This window comes from Marinobacter sp. (assembly GCF_039977835.1).
Lineage (GTDB): Bacteria > Pseudomonadota > Gammaproteobacteria > Pseudomonadales > Oleiphilaceae > Marinobacter.
In genome coordinates this window covers 68,701-87,347 of the sequence record NZ_JBDWCL010000060.1, presented here as the reverse complement: position 1 = coordinate 87,347, position 18,647 = coordinate 68,701, and the positions used below count along the sequence as shown (strand labels likewise).

The window sequence follows — 18,647 nt, the reverse complement described above, 5'->3', positions numbered from 1 at the left end:
ACGCACGTTCACACACGAAATCAGGGAAGCTTATGCTTCAGTATCCTCAAATAGACCCGGTAGCCATTGCACTGGGCCCACTGAAAATCCATTGGTACGGCCTGATGTACCTTGTCGGTTTTCTCGCGGCCTGGTGGCTGGGGCGTCGTCGGGCTCATCGACTCGGGTTGAACGCAGACGCTGTTGAAACATTGATTTTCTACTGTGCGATGGGCGTCATTCTGGGTGGCCGCGTCGGTTACGCGCTCTTCTACGGTTTTGACAAGCTGGCAGACAACCCGCTCTGGCTGCTCAAGATCTGGGAAGGGGGCATGAGTTTTCACGGCGGCTTGACCGGCGTCCTGATTGCAGCCTTGGTCTTCGCCCGCAAGCAGAACCTGCGGTTTTTCCAACTCACGGATTTTATAGCGCCACTGGTGCCAATTGGCCTGGGGGCGGGGCGCCTTGGCAACTTTATCAACCACGAGCTCCCGGGGCGGGTCAGCGACGTGCCCTGGGCCATGGTGTTCCCGAATATGGGGTCGGCGCCACGTCACCCGTCGTCATTGTACGAGTTTGGCCTGGAAGGTGTTGTGCTGTTTGTGGTGCTGTGGTGGTTCTCACGCCACCCTCGTCGGATGGGCGCAACGTCCGGCCTGTTCCTGTTGCTCTACGGAATTTTCCGTTTTGCGGTCGAGTTTGTTCGCCTCCCCGACCCGCAACTGGGGTTCATTGCCCTTGACTGGGTGACCATGGGGCAGTTGTTGACCTTGCCGATGATCCTTGGAGGCCTTGGGTTAGTCGCTTGGTCGAAAAGCCAACCGATCAATAACGTAAAGGTGGCGACGGGCGGATAAAGGTCGACTTCATTTATGCAATAACAAATTGAGAGAGTTTCAGAGTGGTCATGCTGGCGTTTTCTCCTCTGATATATCGGGATCTGTTTCATGCGAGCGATGTGGGCACGATGAAAGTCAATGAAATTGCAAACTTGGCGGATGTCTCTCCGGACACCGTTCGTTTCTATAACCGTGAAGGGTTACTTCGGCCACGAAAAGATCCCCGAAATGGCTACAACTTGTATAATTCGGAAGACCTGTGGCGCTTACGGTTTGTTCGCGTGGCAAACAAGCTGGGATTCAACCTGCGTGAAGTCAAAGTCATTCTAAGTCATGGGACGGAGGGTGGCTTGGCTGGCAGCGACCTGAAGGAGCTATTCACAGACCGCCTTTGCAGACTGGATCAGGAGTTAAAGGAGCTCAAGAGACTTCGTGACGACATGAAAACTACAGTCCAGGTTTGGAGACAGATGCCTGATGGAGCCCCCAATGGCCATTCTGTCCAGGAATTGATTGAGAGGTGGAGCTAATTCCAGTCCTGGCCATTAATCGCTTGACCTTTGTGAAGCGCGCATCTTAACATCTCGACAAATTTTTTAAATTCAATAACCTGAGTCACTCCACTTGCCAAACCCGATGATCCATAAAGCCATCATAAACCTGCTGTTGCTGATCATGGCAATGCAGCCGGTGCTGGCGCTCGGGCAATTTACCTCAGAATCAAGTGAGCCTTCCGCCCGGTCCAGTCAAATGGGGCCGATGGCTTGCGTAGACACAATGTTAGCCGGCACTACCGAACATTTAGCGCAGGAGATGTCTTGTGACAATATGGCGTCGGCGGACTGTCTCCTTGCTGCTCAACAGGGCAATTGCGGTACCGTACCTTCTGTACTAGTTCCTGAACGCACAAACCTCCCGGCACCGACGGCAACTGCGCCGGCGCAGCTTCATCCCCTCGACGGCTATCTCAGCGTTATCCTCGACACCTTTACACCTCGAGGCACTCCTTGGTGAAGTCATCAACAATGGTCAGGCACTTAATTCGCCGGCCGCATGCCAATGAGTCCATGACAAAATCCATGGACCACGTCTGGTTCGGAGCTTCCGGCAACACCAGCGGCTGACGCTCCATGGCGATACCTTTGCGGCGCTTGCGCTTTGGCACGGCCAGACCAGCCTCCCGATAAAGCCGGTAAACCTTTTTATGATTCACGTCGACGCCTTCCCGTCGCAACAGTTGATGAACCCGCCGATATCCAAATCGACGGCGCTCATGGGCCAGTTCCGTAATACGCTCGCTGAGCACACTGTCACCAGCCGCAACGGTGGAGCGGTAGTGAAACGAAGCGCGGGATAACCCGACGAGAAAACAGGCCCTGCGTTGTGAGATCGGCGTTTGCTCCTGCATCGCCCGCACGGCCTCGCGCTTGTTCTCGACGGTCAGTACTTTCGGTTGAGGGCCGCCTTCAGGGCTTCGTTGTCCAGAAGAGACTCAGCCAGCAGTTTCTTGAGCCTGGCGTTCTCATCTTCGACCGTCTTCAACCGGCGGGCTTCTGAAACCTCCAGGCCGCCAAACTTCTTGCGCCAGGTATAGAAGGTGGCGTCAGAAATGTTGTACTTGCGACACAACTCCTTCACCGCCAGGCCTGCTTCGGCTTCCTTCAAAATGCTGATGATCTGCTCGTCTGAAAATCGCTTTTTCATGTTCATCGTCCTCTGCTGTGATGAACATTACTAAGCTGGAAACGGTTAAGCTAGAGGGGAGCAGGTCAGTCCTACGACATTTAGCGCGATTCCTGAATCTTGAAGCGTTACAATGAGGACAAAATTGCCCGAAAAATAGCAAAAAGTGTCACTTTTACAATTCCACGTATAAACAGACACTTAAGTAAAAGTTACATGTTACTATAGGACTAAAGTGATGACGGATCAGAACAAGAGCGCCGAGAAACCCTGGGGCGGTCGTTTTACCGAACCTACCGATGCTTTCGTTGAGCGTTTTACCGCCTCCGTGGGCTTTGATCAGCGCCTGTACCACCACGATATTACCGGGTCCATTGCCCATGCCACCATGCTTGCGGAAGTAGGCGTGCTGACCATGGAAGAGCGTGACACCATCATTGAAGGCCTGAAAGCCGTCAAGGCAGACATTGAGGCCGGCACGTTCGAGTGGTCTGTCAGCCTGGAAGACGTGCACATGAACATTGAGGCACGGCTGACTGACCGCATCGGTATCACTGGCAAGAAACTGCATACCGGCCGCAGCCGCAACGATCAGGTGGCGACGGATATCCGCCTGTACCTGCGCGACGAAATCGATGTCATAGCAGAAGAGCTCAGGCGCCTGCAGGCCGGCTTGCTGGACCTGGCCGAGCGTGAGGCGGAAACCATCATGCCGGGGTTTACCCATCTTCAGACGGCGCAGCCGGTCACCTTTGGCCACCACCTGCTGGCCTGGTACGAAATGCTGGTGCGGGACGCTGAGCGCCTGCAGGACTGCCGCAAACGGGTGAATGTGATGCCCCTCGGTGCTGCAGCACTGGCCGGGACCACCTACCCCATTGATCGCAACATTACCGCAAAACTGCTGGGCTTTGACCGGCCCAGCGAAAATTCCCTGGATTCGGTCAGTGATCGTGACTTCGCCATCGAATTCTGCAGTTTTGCTGCGTTGTTGATGACCCACCTGTCGCGGTTCAGCGAGGAGCTGGTGCTGTGGACCTCCGCCCAGTTTGATTTTATCGACCTGCCGGACCGCTTCTGCACAGGCTCGTCCATCATGCCCCAGAAGAAGAATCCGGACGTGCCGGAACTGGTGCGCGGCAAGACCGGACGGGTAAATGGCCACCTCATCAGCCTGCTGACGCTGATGAAGAGCCAACCGCTGGCCTACAACAAGGACAACCAGGAAGACAAGGAGCCCTTGTTCGATACCGTGGATACCGTCAAAGGCTGCCTCAAGGCCTATGCGGATATGATTCCAGCGATCGAAGCCCGGGCCGACAACATGCGGGTAGCCGCCAAGCGAGGCTTCTCGACCGCGACCGATCTGGCGGACTATCTGGTCAAGAAGGGCGTGGCCTTCCGCGATGCGCACGAGATCGTGGGCAAGGCGGTAGGCTTTGGTGTGGCCGAGGGCCGTGACCTGTCTGACATGACCATAGCGGAGCTGAAACGTTTTTCCGATGTGATCGCCGAGGACGTATTCGATGTGCTGACGCTGGAAGGTTCCGTGCAGGCCCGGGACCATCTGGGTGGCACCGCGCCGAACCAGGTCCGCGCTGCTGTTGCTCGGGCCCGCAAAGCGCTCTGACCGCCGCGTCAGCCGCCGATCTTCCCCGTGGTCAGAGTAACTTCTGCCGGCGTCAGTTCCTCCAGAGGACGGGGCCGGTAGAGGCGGAAGCCTTGGCCATAATGGATCCCCAGGGTGCGTACCTTGCGCAAGGTGTCATCGTTCTCGATAAAAGTGGCCACCGTCATTTTGCCCGAGGCGGCGGCGATCTTGTGCAGGGCTTCCACCATCACCTGCTGTACCGGGTCATCGTGCAAGTGCTGCATGATCTTGTGGTCCAGTTTGATGATGTCTACCGGCAGCTTTGCCGCCAGGCTGTAGCTTTCTACCGAGGCCCCTGCGCCATCCAGCGCCACGCGGCAACCGATGCGGTGCAAGGTATCGCACAGTACAGCCACATCATCCGGATACTGGGTGGCGTGGGCTTCGCGGATTTCCAGACAGAAACATTCCGGCGCATAGGGTGAGTCTTTCAGCGCCGCTTCCATGAAATCAGCGAATGTGTCATCCAGCACACTGGCCAGGGAGAGGTTGAAGCCACAGTACTTCAGGCGTGGTTCCAGCAGGCGGTGTTGCTCCAGCCAGGCCAGGGTCTGGCGGATCACCTGGCGGTCGAGGCGTTTGGCGAGGTCGAACCGCTCGGCGACCGGGAGGAAGGCCTCTGGTGTCAGCGGTGGACTATCCGGCCTCTCTCCTGGTATCCGGGTGAGGATTTCAATGTGGTCGCCCCAGGTGACACTGGCTACCGGGCGAAGTGCCTGGAACTCAAGCCGGACCTGCTCGTTATCGAGTGCCTGTCGGAGCTGTTCGAGCACGACATTGGTGGTACCTTCGTCCATAGCCTGTGACATCGCCTGGGCGGCGTGGATACGGTTGCGTCCAGAGGTTTTTGCGGTGTGACACAGGTCAGCGGCCTGGGTCAGCAGTTGTTCCGGATTGCTGGGAGAATCATCATCAAGGAACAGCAGGCCACCACTGGCTGTGGTTTGCAGCTGTTTGCCCTGCCAGTCGAAGACAAAGCCCCCGATCAGTTCAAGGATGCTGTCGGCAATCTTGCGGGCGCGGGCCTCGGGGCAGTTCTCGATCAGCAGTGCGAAGGTGTCGCCTGCCAGTCTTGCCAGTGCATCCCGCTGCCTGACCTTGACGCCGAGGTTGCCTGCCAGTTCCCGCAGATAGCGGTCGCAGGTGCCGCTGCCTGCAATCTCGTTGAAGTGATCAAAGCCGTCCAGGTCCAGATATAGCAGACTATTGCGGCCATCGCGCCGGCTTTTCTGTTCCAGGGTGTGTTGCAGGCGGGCGAGAAATGCCTTGCGGTTCATCAGGCCTGTTACGGGGTCGTGCTGGATCCGGTATTCGCTGCTGGAGGAACTCTGCAGCCGGTCGCTGATGTCTCGGGCGACGTGCACGGCACCCATTACGTCGCCCAGATCGTTGGTCAGGCGCTGGTAATGAATCTCATAGAGTGGCAGTTCCCGATGTTGCTGGGCCATGGGCATTTCAACCACAAAACTGTCACGCTCGAAAGCCCTGCTCCATAGGCGTTCGATCAGTCGCCGTTCATTGGGGTAGTCCCGCAACAATGTGTTGATGTTATCGCCCGGTTTGGGGGCCTGCCCGAAGGTCAGTTCGAACTGGCGGGCGAAAGCCTGATTGAAGTGCAACAGGTTCAGGGCCCGGTCCACTGCCACTATCAGATCGCTGGTGGCATTGATGGTAGCGCCAAGTAGTTGCTCGGCCTGCCTGCGTGCCAGGTGCTCGCGTTGTTCCCGGGTCTGGTCAATAAGAGTTCCACCCAGGCGCTGAATCCGCTCGCCGGTTTTCAGTGCACGACCGGTCAATGTTACCTGGCGGATTTTCTGTCTGGCGGTGAGCAGATCCAGAGTCACGGAAAACGGCTGTCCGCTGCGGATGCATCGCCGGATTCGGGCGCGAATCCGGCCCTGGCTGGACTGGCAATAGAACAGCGCCTGCTCAGGCGTAATCTCACTACCGGGCCGTAGTTCCAGCAGCTGGTACATGCCGTCTGTCCAGGTCATTTCATTGCTGTTGATGTCCAGCTCCCATAGGCCAAGGTGGGCTGAGGTTTCCATCAGTCGTATCAGGCGGTGGTCAACCGGTGAGTGGTCACGCTGGCTGATGCAGGCACTGGCGGCCTGGTCCGCATCACGGATATCCATGCGCAGGCTGAGGCCGGCGGTGAAGAAAAACCCCTCCCTGTGGCGGAAGGTAATCAGTATCGATTCGCCGTTTTCAATGCGGTGGCGGTGAGCCGGCGCAAACGGGTCATCCTGGCGGGCAGCGAGAATGCACTGCACCTTGCGCCCTTCCAGCTCACTGGCCTCGTAACCCAGCACCGATTCGGCATGGTGGTCTGCAAAGACAATCACACCCTCGTCGTCAATGCGGATCAGGGTTCGGCGTTCTATGCCCGGGGGCGCGTCGGAACGGTCCCGACGAATAAAAAATTCTTTCACGACACAATAACCTCAGCCAGTTTTGCCGCAGGGTGTTATAACGGATGTTATAAAGCAGTCCCGCTTTTATTTTTTTGCCGGTTTTGCCACGATGCGTTCATCATACTGATAATGCTATCGGAAAGAACCTCTCCCGCGGAGTCGCCGTGACCATCCATACCGCTCCTATCGCCCTGGATTTCGACGAGGGTATAGACAGAAAAACGCTGCGTCGGCTGCGGGATCGGTTCATGGCCGTCAATCAGCACCGTTGGGAGCGCGCCCGTTCAGCACTGACCTATCGCCAGCAGGCAGTTCTGGAAGTGCTGCCGCTGGTGTTTCACCTCAACCATCCTGCGCTTCCCGGCTACCTGGACAGTGACTGCCCCTACGGACTGAGTCACTACAGGCCCGCGGAGCCGACGCTGAATGCGGCCAGGCGGCTGGCGCGGACTTTTTCCCTCAAGGACGAAGGTCGGCGAAAACCGGATCTCGAAGCGCTGTTTCTGATGGGCAGCCCCGGTACGCTGGGTCACTCGGTAGCTAGTGACCTGGATGTCTGGTTATGCCATCGGCCGGATCTGTCCGAGCGCGGGGTGCATTGTCTCGAACGCAAAGCGGAGAGTCTCGCTGCCTGGACATTATCCCTGGGCGTGGAGCTTCATGTGTTCGTTTTTTCAGCCGCGGACTGGCGAGCCGGGCGCCAGCGCGCCGAGGTCACCGGAGAAAACTGCGGCAGCTCACAGCATTTTCTTCTACTGGATGAGTTTTACCGCACCAGTATACATCTGGGTGGCTGCTACCCGCTGTGGTGGCTGGTGCCGGTGGGAGATGAGGACCGTTATGACGAGTGCGCCCGGCAGCTGGTTGACTGCCGATTTATTCGTGGCGATGAGTACATTGATTTCGGCCCGGCGGTATCGATACCGCAGGAAGAGTTCCTTGGTGCCGGGGTCTGGCAGTTGTACAAGGGCATCGATGCGCCCTGGAAGTCCATTCTCAAACTGCTGCTGATCGAATGTTATGCCCGGGGAAAGGGAGAGCCGCTGCTGTCACGGGTATTCAAGGCAGCGGTCTATGCCGGTGAAACCGACCCTGATCGGCTCGATCCCTACGTGTTGCTATATGAGCGCCTGGAGCATTGGCTGCGGGAGGAAGAAGCCCCTGATCGCCTGGCGCTGGTGCGCCAGAGCCTCTATCTGAAAGCTGGCCTGCCGCTGACCCGTTCTGCCCAGCTGGTCGCCGGTTGGCGAACCAGCCTGCTCCAGGCGCTGGTTGATGACTGGGGCTGGACCGCTGCGGAGATCGGGAATCTGGATAACCGTATACGTTGGCGAGCCGAGGACGTGGTGGTCTTGCGAAGGGCTGTGGTAGCGGAGCTTACCCACAGCTATCGTCTGTTGTCCCGGCTGGCACGGGATCATGGCACTCGCGCGGCCATCAGCAGTAACGATATGAACCTGTTGGGGCGAAAGCTCTATGCGGCCTTTCAGCGCAAGGCCGGCAAGATCGAACAGATCAATCCCGGGCTGGCTCCCTCGCTGGCGGAAGAGAATCTGGCCTTCCATCACCAGTCGGAACAGGGCGGGGCTGCAGGTCACGACGGCTGGCTCCTGTACCGTGATCTCGAAGACCCTTCCGACGCGTTCTGGCAGCCGGTGATCAGACGTTCCGGAAATCTGACCGAACTGATGGTGTGGTGCTACTGCAATGGTCTGTTAAGCCGATCAACCCGATTGAACGTGCGTGCCGGCACCAGTACGGCCTCGGTGGCGGAGTTACGGGAAATGCTGGATGCTCTGAGTTCGTTCCTGCCGTTTCCTGTAGACCCGGCCGGTCGGGAGGCGCTGTCCAGAGGTGTGCATCCGCTGCGGAACCTGCTTTTCGTCAATGTGGGCCTGGACCCGCAGGCGCACCTGACCGAACGGGGGCTGCACAAACTCAGCGCCCGGCACGACTCTTTGGGGTTCAGTGGCGGCCGGGAAAATCTGGTCAATACCATTGACCAGGTTACCTTCAATAGTTGGCATGAGGTCAGTCTGCAACATTATGCGGCCGGCGACACGCTGATCCAGTGCCTGAAAAATGTACTGGCATCAGTGACGGGAGCGCCGGACCGCCTGCCGGAAATTATGGTTCACAGCCACAACAAAGGCCACGGTGCTACCATCGCCCGCCGAGTGAAAGAGCTTTTTACCGATGTTATGCGCCATTTTTTTGCGGGTGGCATGGGCCCCCATCCGCTACGCTATGTGATCGAGATGGACCGGCGGTTTTTTGTGCTGCGGTTCAATGGGACTGAGCCGGGATTTGTTGCGCTGGACAGTGCCGAGGCCCTGATGACCTATCTGGCCAAGCCCCAGGAATCATACGTGCCGGTTGTTTTTGACCGTCATGCCCTGCTGGACGATCTGCCGTTTCGAACGGTCTGCCATACCAGTGAGCCAGGGAATATCCAGGTGTTTTACCAGGCCAGTGGGGACAAGGCCCGTGTATGGGTCGTGGATGAACTGGGGTCGGTGTTCTCTTGGGGGCAGGGGTATGTCAATCGTCGCTATCTGCTGGTGCCGTTGCTGCGATTTCTGGAGAACCTGACCGAGCGACGGCAGTTAAGGCAGCTCGGTAGCGTGGCGGATATCGGCGGCGCCCAGTGCTATGAAGTGCTGCTGCGGGACGGTCACTGGCATGCAGAGCGGCGCCCTGACGCCGACAGTAACGTACCTCTGCCGGGGCTTGAGGTGCAGGCTATCGGTATTCAGGAGGGCGATTCCCGGGTTCGCTTTGATATTTTCTGTGGTGACCAGGAATTCACCGTGCAGGAATATGGCAATCGGTTGATTCCTGCAGTGGCCCATTACATACAGTCTCTGCGTGACAGTCCGGAACGGTATCCTGTGTACCTGACCGACATTCATCTGCCTCACGACCTCGACCCCCAGATCTATCAGCAGGATATCCAGACCATTCAGTATCTGTATTACCGCTCAGAACTGGAAAAAGCCCTGAATCAGCACCTTTAGCGCCCCCAATCAGTACCTGTGGCATCTCGCCGGGCGTGGTCCCTCTCAGGTATACTTCGCCCATACAGAAACAGGGGCAGTTACCATGAAGCCAGGACCGACAATCGTATTTCTGTTGCTGATGGCCGGGTTTATCGGTGGCTGTGGTCAGAAAGGGCCGTTGTACCGGGAAGTACCTTCCGGCAACGACGCGGTTGCTGAACAGGCCAGTGACAGCGAGCAGGGCCGCGACGATGACGCCGGCGACCGATAGTCCCGGCCAGCCGCCCCGCCAACAGACTCAGGATCTACATGGACCACTTTAACTACCGTAACGGCGAGTTGTACGCCGAAGACGTACCGGTTACGACGGTTGCCGAGCGTTTCGGTACACCCGCCTATGTGTATTCGCGCGCCACCCTGGAGCGTCATTACCGTGCCTACGATGATGCCCTGGCCGGCCGCCCCCACCTGGTCTGCTATGCCGTGAAGGCCAATAGCAATATTGCCGTGCTCAATGTGCTGGCGCGGCTGGGTGCCGGCTTCGATATCGTGTCGGCGGGCGAACTGGAACGAGTGGTTCGCGCCGGTGGCGATCCTGCAAAAACCGTGTTTTCCGGTGTCGGCAAGCAGCGCTGGGAAATGCGCCGGGCACTGGAAGCCGGGGTGCGCTGTTTCAACGTGGAATCGGACACCGAGCTGGACAGGCTCAATGAAGTGGCGGGTGAGCTTGGTGTCAAAGCGCCGGTTTCCCTGCGGGTGAACCCCGACGTGGATGCGGGCACCCACCCCTATATTTCCACTGGCCTGAAAGAAAACAAGTTCGGCATCGACATCGCAGAGGCTCCGGCGGTCTATGAACGCGCCGCCGCCATGCCCAACCTGGATATACAGGGCGTGGACTGTCATATCGGTTCCCAGCTGACATCGGTAACGCCGTTCCTGGATGCTCTGGACCGGGTGCTGGTGTTGATCGATGCCCTGGCGGAAAAAGGCATCGTCATCCGCCACCTGGATATGGGGGGTGGCCTGGGCGTCACCTATGACAGCGAGCAACCACCACAGCCGTCAGATTATGTCACAGCACTGGCAGAGCGCCTGGGCGACCGTAAGCTGGAACTGATCATGGAACCCGGCCGTTCCATTGCGGCCAACGCCGGTATCCTGTTGACACGGGTCGAATTTCTCAAGTGTACGGAACACCGTAATTTTGCCATCATCGACGCGGCGATGAATGACCTGATCCGGCCCGCGCTCTACAGCGCATGGCAGGCTATCATCCCGGTGAAACCCCGCACGGATGGTGAGGAAATGGCCTGGGACCTGGTAGGTCCGGTCTGCGAGACCGGCGATTTTCTGGGCAAGGATCGCAAATTGCGACTTCAGGCAGGGGATTTGCTGGCGGTTCGTTCGGCCGGCGCCTATGGTTTTGTCATGAGTTCCAACTACAACACCCGTAACCGTCCACCGGAACTGATGGTGGATGGAGACCAGGTGCACGTGGTGCGGCGCCGGGAAACCCTGGAAGAGCAGCTCGGCCCTGAAAGCTGTTTGCCGGAATGATTGGGGATGATGCTATGAATCAGCCTCGACGCGGACAGGGGCCCATGCTCAGTTTCACCAAGATGCACGGTCTGGGGAACGACTTCATGGTGGTGGATGCTATCAGCCAGCCGTTCCGCATGCGCCCGGAGATGATTCGTGAGCTTGCCGACCGGCACTTTGGTATCGGCTTCGATCAATTGTTGGTGGTGGAGCCTCCTGGTCTGCCCGATGTGGATTTTCGGTACCGGATTTTCAACAGCGACGGCTCGGAAGTGGAACAGTGTGGCAATGGCGCCCGCTGTTTCGCGCGCTTTGTCCGCGACCAGCGCCTGACCAACAAGAAGGTAATCCGTGTGCAGACCGCCAAGGGGGTCATTGAACTCAGAGTTGGCCGCGGCGGTATGGTTGCCGTGGACATGGGGGTGCCAGAGCTGAACCCTCCGGCTATTCCTTTCGCGGCTGACCGCCGCAAGGATATCTATTCCGTGGACGTTGGCGGTGATACCGTTGAACTCAGCGCCGTATCCATGGGCAACCCGCACGGTGTGCTGGTGGTGGACGACGTGGATATCGCGCCAGTGGGAGAGCTTGGGCCTCGGCTGGAGAATCATCCCCGGTTTCCGGCGCGGGCCAATATCGGATTCTTGCAGATCCTCGACCGCACCCACGCCCGGCTGCGGGTATTCGAACGCGGGTCCGGTGAAACCATGGCCTGTGGCAGTGGAGCCTGTGCGGCCGTTGTCGCCGGATGCTTGCGTGGCCTGCTGGACAACCGTGTGGATGTGGAGCTTAAGGGCGGCCACCTGGTCATTGAATGGCAGGGTGAAGGGACCCCTGTTATGATGGAAGGCCCTACAGCCAGCGTCTTTGAAGGCCAGCTTCGCTTGCCGGGGGAGCAGCCCCCGCGGCGTCGCAAAAACACGCGGCAGGGTGATACAAGACCGGGACATCAGCGGCAGCAGAATCGCCATCGCCAGCCAGTTACATCAAAGCCCTGACTATCAGGAGAGCAGCATGACAGACCAAACGGCCCACAAGAAGGCCGGAGAGCTCAGCCCGGAAGCCGTTGCAGACTATCTGCGGAACAATCCCGACTTCTTTGTGGAACAGGACGAACTGCTGCGCAGCCTGACACTGCCCCATGACAGCGGCCGCGCAATTTCGCTGGTGGAACGTCAGGTGCATCTGTTCCGCGAGCAGCGCGATACCCTCCGACGGGAACTGGTAGAGCTGGTCTCCATCGCCCGTCATAACGATCGCCTGTTCGAGAAAAGCAAGCGCCTGTTGATGCAGGTAGTCGAGGCGCGCAATCTGAACGACATGGCGGCGGCCATTGATGACAGTATCCGTGGCGACTTTGGCCTGGATGCGGCGTCGATCCTTCTGTTCGCCGATTCCGAGCTTCCAACGGCGGCACAGGGTGCCCTGCATGTGGTTGCGCCGGAGGTTGCAAAAGCGCGCCTGGGTGGCCTTCTGGAGGGTGACCGTGCGGTGTGTGGTCAGTTCCGTGAGAGCGAACGGAGTTTCCTGTTTCCTGACCGGGAAGAGCCCATTGCCTCGGTGGCCCTGGTGCCATTGCGACACGATGAACTGGTTGGCGTGTTTGCGGTTGGCAGTTGTGAACCCGGGTATTTTGACCAGAGTATGGGTTCACTGTTCCTCACCTATATCAGCGATACTCTTAGCCGGCTGCTACCCCCCATACTTCAGCGACACGCAGCGGCTGTGACGTTGACTGACGTGGTGGCGGAGTCTCGCTGAACATGACACCGGCTGCCGGGAGGGGTACCTCTGCCGCGCTCGCAGAACCACTGGAAAAATTTCTGCGGTATCTGGCATCGGAAAAAAGACACTCGCCGCGCACCTGCAGCAGTTATCGTGAGGACCTCAAACGTTTCCTTGTCTGGGTTGAATACCAGCCATCCGCCGCCTGGCGGTCTGTGACCAGCCATGATCTGCGGCGCTACGTGGCCCAGTTGAGCCGCGAGGGGCTTGGCGGGCGCAGCATCGCCCGCCATCTCTCTGCAATACGTCGTTTTTACGAATACCTTCTGCGTGAACGTCTTGCTACGGATAACCCGGCCCTGGATATCCGCGCACCGAAAGCGGGCAGGCGTCTGCCCAGGGTGGCGGACGTCGACCAGCTTAACCATCTTCTCGACGCGACCCCTGACGATCCCCTGGAAATTCGCGACCTGAGCATGTTCGAGCTGATGTATTCGTCCGGGCTGCGGTTGTCAGAGCTAGCGGGCCTGGACCTTCATTCGGTGGACACTCGTGGCGGTGAAGTCCGGGTAATGGGTAAAGGCAGCAAGGAGCGTGTTCTCCCCGTGGGCCGCAAGGCGCTTGATGCGCTTGCCAATTGGGTGGGGGTGCGTCAGACAATAGCGCCTGAGGGCGAAAGCGCCCTTTATGTAAGCCGTCGGGGTGACCGGTTAAGCCCCCGCAGCATACAGTCTCGGCTCAGCCGTTGGGGCCTCGCGAAAGGGGCTGACCAACGGTTGCATCCTCATCTTCTAAGGCACTCCTTTGCCAGCCATATGCTGGAATCCAGCGGCGACTTGCGTGCTGTCCAGGAATTACTGGGCCATGCCGACATAGCCACAACACAGGTCTACACTCATCTCGATTTTCAGCATCTGGCGAAGGTATACGACCAGAGCCATCCCCGCGCCCGCCGCGGCCGGAAGCAAGGCCGGGAGAGCTAAATGTCATCGGATTCGCCCTGGAAGGAGAAATACCTGACGGCAATTGAATTGTCAGAAGAGCGCGAGTCGCAGTGGACCACTGAACGTAATCAGTTCCAGCGCATGCTTGTTCGGACCAGCCTGGCCTCGGAAGGACAGAACCAGGAACTGGACCGTTTGCTGGCCAGCCTGCGTAGCGAATTGCGTAAGGAATCCCTGGATTCCGGAACCTGGTACGAACTACAGGACCGGATCGACCGCCAGGTGTCCGCACTTGACGAACAGAAAGCCGAATCGGCAGGCCGGACCAGGGCAACCCTTGAACATCTGTTATCCGCACTTCGCGACCACGCCCTGTTTGCCAGCAGCAAGGATCGCCTGCGGGACCTGGAAAAACGACTCCGTAAACCGGATACGCTGCAATTACACTTTACCGGCTGGCTCGCGGAGTTTGCCGGAGTTCTCGAAACCGGCCTGGCGGGAGCGGGGCAGCCGGGAGGCAGGCCTGGTGTGCTTGGCAGGCTGTTTGGTTCCAGGGGCACCCAGCCCGGGACGTCCGAAGCCGGTGCCGAGGTCGAGTCCGCCGAACCCGGCAGGGACGAAGTGGATCTGGGCCGGGATGATGTCGAAGAACTGAGCCAGCGCCATAGGATCGCCAGGCGGGTTGGCGAGTTGCTGGGGCACATGTTGGGGCAGGTCTCGCTGGAGCCAGCTTCCGAGGCCAGAGCCAGGCGGCTTCAGGAGTCGCTGTTAAGCAGTGATGACTGGGATGAATTGCGCGAGGGTCTGAGCGGTGTCGCGGACCTGGTTATTGCGGCCGTTACCCGAAGCCAGAGGGAGTTTGAAGCCTTTCTCCGGCGCCTGGACGAGCGGCTGGAGGCATTGCGACAGTGTTTTTCCGAACAGACCACGGCGCAGGCCGGTCGCCTGAATGCATCCGAGGCACTGGATCGCGAAATCCGTGATGAGCTGCAGGTATTCGGCCAGAAGGTGGAATCCATTGCGGATTTCGACCAGCTGAAAGCGTCAGTAGGGCAGCATCTGGAATCGATCAGTGGTGCGGTGGAACGCTTCCGCGCCCAGGAGACCGAGCGCGAGAGGAACCTGTCACAACAGCTGGAATTGATGCACGAAAAGCTGGCGATGGTTGAAACGCATTCGGAGCAGGTGCGGGAAGAGCTGGCTGAAGAGCGCCGGAAGGCACTGAGGGATGTGTTAACCCAGTTGCCTAACCGGGAAGCGTGGCAGGAACGCCTGGCTTTCGAGTATCAGCGCTGGCAACGCTACCGGCACCCCCTGACGGTTGGCGTGCTCGACATTGATTATTTCAAGCGGGTGAATGATTCCTATGGCCACAAGGCCGGGGACCGGGTGCTGCAACTGGTGGCCAAAGCCCTGAGCGACAGGCTGAGAACAACGGATTTCATTGCCCGTTTTGGTGGTGAGGAATTCGTTATTTTGATGCCGGAGACGCCACCGGATGTCGCCAGATCGGTTCTTGACGGCATGCGAAAGCATATCGCGGCATTGCCGTTCCATTTCCGGGGCGACCCTGTCTCCGTGACCTTTTCCGCCGGCCTTGCGGAATTTACCGAAGGCGACGACGAAGATGACGTTTTTGACCGTGCTGACAAGGCGCTGTACCTGGCCAAGGACTCAGGTCGCGACAGGGTGCTGATCAGTGGCGCATCAGGGCATCCAGCTCATCGATAATTTCTGCCCAGTCGGAATCGTCTTCCAGGCCCTCTTCCAGAAAGTGGGACTGGCTTTCGGACCAGAATGGAGCATCCTGGAGGGCGACCTCTGAAGGAAGGGGTGAGTGCCTGGCAATGAAATCCTCAATGCTCTGCTTGTCAGAGGGCATGCCCAGCTGCTCAAACAGGGTGCTGAAGGTATGGTTGCTGGTGTCCATCGTAGTAGCTCTCCCCGGGGTGATCCCGTTTTTCGATGACTGCGGGTGTCGTCACGATAATGCGGGTAACCCGCTGAATGCAATCAGAAGAATTTACGGGTATGGTTCTCTGAACTTTAGCTAAACCGGTGAGGATATCCAGTGAGGGTCGGCTTTTATTTTCTGTTGCTGGTCAACTGCCTTCTGATTTCCGGTATGTCGGCCGCAGAGCCGCCTCAGCCTTCGCCGGCACCGGTTCTGGGCAGCGCAGACCTGCAGTGGCTCCAGGACCGTGAGGTCTTCCGCATCGGTGTCCGTGTCGACCAGGTCCCGCTGGCGTTCGACACCGGCGAAGGACAACTGGCCGGTTTGTTCATCGACTATCTCGAGCGGGTGTCGGACAAGCTGGATGTGCCGGTGGAGGCGGTTTCAGGCAACGAGGCGCAGATGGAGGAGTGGTTCAGCGATGGTACGCTGGACGCCAGGCTGAACACGCGTCTGGCCCGCCAACCAGTACCCTCCGGGGTCGCAGAGACGTCGCCATTGATGAGCCTGACCTACGGCATCTTTGTCCACTCCGGGGATGCCGGCATCCGCAAGTTGTCAGATCTTGAAGGGGCCCGTATCGCCCTGATTACAAACGATCCCAATCAGTTTGCTCTGCTGGATCCGGTCGACCGACTCTCTCCGGTCCCCGTAAGCAGCGTCAGTGCCGCGGTCAGCATGCTTCTCTCCGGCCAGGCTGATGCTTTCCTGGGACCGGTGCCGGTGGTTTCCGACTACCTTCAGTCCGCCATGGTGAACGGGGTAGGGATGGCCACGCTGCTGAATCATCAATCTGTGGACGTCGTACTTGAAGTCCGTGCGGGTGAAGACCGGGCGTACCGGGTTCTCAATCAGGCAGTGCTGGCGATCGGGCATAACGAACATCGCACCATACGACAGTCCTGGTTACAGACAGAGCTGCCAGAGCAGGACCCGTCCGCCATTTCCCTGTCTGTGGCGGAAAGTGAATTCCTCAAGCGCAACTCTGATCTCACAGTGGCCTTCCGGCCAGACTGGCCCCCGTTCGAGTTTACCCAGGATGGTCAGGCCACCGGCCTGGTTCCGGATCTGGTTACACGCCTGGAACAACAGCTCAATGTTCGTTTCAGTCGGGAGGTTATGTCCGACAGCGCCAATGCAGAAGCAGCTCTGCGCGACGGGGAAGTAGACATCCTGCCGGCGCTGTCGCGAACTCCCCGTGTGGAGGACGAATTCCTGTTCAGCCGTGCCTACCTGACGGTCCCCATCGCCCTGGCGATCCGGGATGACGGCCGTTTTATCGGAGAGCTGCAGCAGCTCAGGGACGAGAAGGTGGGCGTGGTGAATCGTCAGGCCGGGCATGATTACCTGTTGATCAATCATCCCAACCTCGACCTCTACCCGGTGACGTCCATCGAGGAAGGATTGCTGGCGCTGTCCAATGGTGATCTGGATGTGATGGTGACGCATATTCCTGCCGTGAGTTACACGGTCGCACGCCTGGGGCTTTCCAACCTGCGGATTACCAGCATCACCCCCTATCAATATGAGCTGCGGTTTGCCGTCGACAAGGAGCGGCCGGAATTGCACCGGATTCTGAACAAAGCCCTGGGCAGTCTCGATGCATCTGAAACCGAGTCGATCTACAACCGCTGGATTCATCTGGATATCGAACAGGAAACGGATTACACCGTGGTGCGCAGAATTGTGCTGATCGCCATCGTCGTGGTGTTGATCTTCCTGTACTGGAACCGCAAGCTGTCGCGGGAGGTGGACGAAAGAATCCGCTCGGAAAACGCCCTGCGCCGAAGTGAAGACGAGCTCAGGGCAGCGAAACTGGAAGCGGAACGCCTGGCTCGGGAGGCTGAGGCGGCAAGCCTGACCAAGAGTGAGTTCCTTGCCAATATGTCCCACGAGATCCGCACCCCCATGAATGCGGTCATAGGTTACAGTGACCTCCTCAGCAACACGGTGACGGACCCCCAGCAACGGAACTATCTTGATGCCATTCGCGCGGGGAGTCGCAGCCTGTTGATGCTGATCAACGATATCCTTGATCTGTCACGCATTGAGGCGGGGAAAATGCGGCTGGACTATTCGGCCGTTTCCGTGCGCCGCCTGCTTAGCGATGTGCGGCATATATTTGATCTGAGAGCGACCGAACAGGCTATTTCGCTTGAGGTCAGCGTTGATTCCAAAATGCCGGTGGCGATGATGCTGGACGAAACCCGGCTGCGCCAGGTGCTGTTCAATCTTGTGGGTAACGCCATCAAATTCACCCATGACGGCGGCGTGACCGTTCGTGCCACCGCTACGCCGCGTAAGTCTGTAGGTGGAGAGCCCTCCGGCGATAGTGAGAGCGACAGGCGGCGGTGGTACCGCCTGGTGGTCACGGTAGCGGATACTGGTATTGGTATCCCTCCCGATCAGCAGGAGCAGATTTTCGATGCTTTTGAACAACAGGAAGGACAGAACAGCCGGCGTTACGGAGGTACCGGCCTGGGCCTTGCCATCAGTCGCAAGCTGGTAAGAATGATGGGGGGCGAGCTGAAGGTTGAAAGTGAGCCCGGGGCAGGTTCCACCTTTACCGTCAGCCTGCCCCGGGTGGAGGTGACCGAGGAGCAGGCCGAGGAGGAGGGTACACCGGAAGAGTCAGAGCGCTTGCTGGCCCAGACCCTGAGCATGCAGGAGCGTGGCTGGCTGCGGGAGCAGCTGGCCAGGGACTTCGGGAATGAATGGGAAATTGTCCGCGAAAGCGGCGACCCGGAACAGATGAAGGATTTCGCGACGCGCTTGCTGGAGTGGGGCAAGCGGTTCCGGTCACCCTCGGTCACCCGCTATGGCGAGAAGTTGTTGTCGGATATTGAGGCTTTCAATCTGGATTCGGTGAACAGTGCGCTGGAGGCGTTTCCGCGACTCCTGGGCCGGGACCATTAGG

13 protein-coding genes and 1 pseudogene are annotated in these 18,647 nt (G+C 58.6%); 11 read left to right on the top strand and 3 right to left on the bottom strand.

The genetic code is table 11. The features are described from left to right. Positions 1-32 precede the first annotated feature (32 nt). Both lgt and ABJM11_RS17065 read left to right on the top strand, forming a co-directional pair. Entirely contained in the window at positions 33-836 is an 804-nt protein-coding gene (lgt, locus tag ABJM11_RS17070; RefSeq protein WP_348293763.1) for a prolipoprotein diacylglyceryl transferase, read from the top strand. A 50-nt stretch (positions 837-886) separates the two neighbouring features. Next, entirely contained in the window at positions 887-1,348 is a 462-nt protein-coding gene (locus ABJM11_RS17065) for a MerR family transcriptional regulator (protein WP_348293762.1), read from the top strand. A 461-nt stretch (positions 1,349-1,809) separates the two neighbouring features. On the opposite strand, the pseudogene ABJM11_RS17060 reads toward ABJM11_RS17065, so the two are convergent. After that, positions 1,810-2,522 (bottom strand): annotated as a pseudogene (locus tag ABJM11_RS17060) (IS3 family transposase); the annotation flags it as partial. Positions 2,523-2,739: 217 nt separating this feature from the next. Between ABJM11_RS17060 and argH the strand changes: the two are divergent. Beyond that, positions 2,740-4,131: an argininosuccinate lyase gene (gene argH, locus ABJM11_RS17055; RefSeq protein ID WP_348293760.1), complete on the top strand. Its 1,392-nt coding sequence runs from the start codon at positions 2,740-2,742 to the stop codon at positions 4,129-4,131. An 8-nt stretch (positions 4,132-4,139) separates the two neighbouring features. Here the strand turns inward: argH and ABJM11_RS17050 are convergent, their stop codons facing one another. After that, on the bottom strand, positions 4,140-6,584 hold the full coding sequence (locus ABJM11_RS17050; protein ID WP_348293759.1) for an EAL domain-containing protein: 2,445 nt from the start codon (positions 6,582-6,584) through the stop codon (positions 4,140-4,142). Positions 6,585-6,730: 146 nt separating this feature from the next. On the opposite strand from ABJM11_RS17050, the gene ABJM11_RS17045 reads away from it, so the two are divergent. From ABJM11_RS17045 to ABJM11_RS17015, 7 genes are all read left to right on the top strand, one after another. Next, the gene (locus tag ABJM11_RS17045) at positions 6,731-9,583 is read left to right on the top strand and encodes a class I adenylate cyclase (RefSeq protein WP_348293758.1); all 2,853 of its coding nucleotides are present in this window, start codon (positions 6,731-6,733) and stop codon (positions 9,581-9,583) included. Between the two features lie 85 nt (positions 9,584-9,668). Continuing rightward, positions 9,669-9,836: an LPS translocon maturation chaperone LptM gene (locus ABJM11_RS17040; RefSeq protein ID WP_348293757.1), complete on the top strand. Its 168-nt coding sequence runs from the start codon at positions 9,669-9,671 to the stop codon at positions 9,834-9,836. A 38-nt stretch (positions 9,837-9,874) separates the two neighbouring features. After that, positions 9,875-11,125 (top strand): diaminopimelate decarboxylase, encoded by a 1,251-nt coding sequence (gene lysA / locus ABJM11_RS17035; RefSeq protein ID WP_348293756.1) that lies wholly within the window; start codon positions 9,875-9,877, stop codon positions 11,123-11,125. A 14-nt stretch (positions 11,126-11,139) separates the two neighbouring features. Further along, entirely contained in the window at positions 11,140-12,105 is a 966-nt protein-coding gene (dapF, locus tag ABJM11_RS17030) for a diaminopimelate epimerase (RefSeq protein WP_348293755.1), read from the top strand. 16 nt (positions 12,106-12,121) lie between these two features. After that, entirely contained in the window at positions 12,122-12,868 is a 747-nt protein-coding gene (locus ABJM11_RS17025; protein WP_348293753.1) for a DUF484 family protein, read from the top strand. Between the two features lie 2 nt (positions 12,869-12,870). Then, entirely contained in the window at positions 12,871-13,815 is a 945-nt protein-coding gene (xerC, locus tag ABJM11_RS17020; RefSeq protein ID WP_348293752.1) for a tyrosine recombinase XerC, read from the top strand. Then, on the top strand, positions 13,816-15,507 hold the full coding sequence (locus ABJM11_RS17015) for a diguanylate cyclase (RefSeq protein WP_348293750.1): 1,692 nt from the start codon (positions 13,816-13,818) through the stop codon (positions 15,505-15,507). Here the strand turns inward: ABJM11_RS17015 and ABJM11_RS17010 are convergent. Next, positions 15,473-15,706, bottom strand: coding sequence for a DUF2789 domain-containing protein (locus ABJM11_RS17010; RefSeq protein WP_348293748.1), 234 nt, complete (start codon positions 15,704-15,706; stop codon positions 15,473-15,475). The two genes, ABJM11_RS17015 and ABJM11_RS17010, sit on opposite strands and share 35 nt — an antisense overlap. Before the next feature lie 195 nt (positions 15,707-15,901). On the opposite strand from ABJM11_RS17010, the gene ABJM11_RS17005 reads away from it, so the two are divergent. Further along, complete coding sequence (locus tag ABJM11_RS17005; RefSeq protein WP_348293810.1) at positions 15,902-18,646, top strand: ATP-binding protein; 2,745 nt, start codon at positions 15,902-15,904, stop codon at positions 18,644-18,646. The last annotated feature ends 1 nt before the right edge of the window (position 18,647 follow it).

What these genes read in the sequence shown, in the direction of transcription:
- ABJM11_RS17015 (WP_348293750.1), top strand. Translation starts at nt 13,816, where the DNA reads ATGTCATCGGATTCGCCCTGGAAGGAGAAATACCTGACGGCAATTGAA.
- ABJM11_RS17025 (WP_348293753.1), top strand. Translation starts at nt 12,122, where the DNA reads ATGACAGACCAAACGGCCCACAAGAAGGCCGGAGAGCTCAGCCCGGAA.
- ABJM11_RS17065 (WP_348293762.1), top strand. Translation starts at nt 887, where the DNA reads ATGCTGGCGTTTTCTCCTCTGATATATCGGGATCTGTTTCATGCGAGC.
- ABJM11_RS17010 (WP_348293748.1), bottom strand. Translation starts at nt 15,706, where the DNA reads ATGGACACCAGCAACCATACCTTCAGCACCCTGTTTGAGCAGCTGGGC.
- ABJM11_RS17005 (WP_348293810.1), top strand. Translation starts at nt 15,902, where the DNA reads ATGTCGGCCGCAGAGCCGCCTCAGCCTTCGCCGGCACCGGTTCTGGGC.
- xerC (WP_348293752.1), top strand. Translation starts at nt 12,871, where the DNA reads ATGACACCGGCTGCCGGGAGGGGTACCTCTGCCGCGCTCGCAGAACCA.
- lysA (WP_348293756.1), top strand. Translation starts at nt 9,875, where the DNA reads ATGGACCACTTTAACTACCGTAACGGCGAGTTGTACGCCGAAGACGTA.
- lgt (WP_348293763.1), top strand. Translation starts at nt 33, where the DNA reads ATGCTTCAGTATCCTCAAATAGACCCGGTAGCCATTGCACTGGGCCCA.
- ABJM11_RS17040 (WP_348293757.1), top strand. Translation starts at nt 9,669, where the DNA reads ATGAAGCCAGGACCGACAATCGTATTTCTGTTGCTGATGGCCGGGTTT.
- dapF (WP_348293755.1), top strand. Translation starts at nt 11,140, where the DNA reads ATGAATCAGCCTCGACGCGGACAGGGGCCCATGCTCAGTTTCACCAAG.
- argH (WP_348293760.1), top strand. Translation starts at nt 2,740, where the DNA reads ATGACGGATCAGAACAAGAGCGCCGAGAAACCCTGGGGCGGTCGTTTT.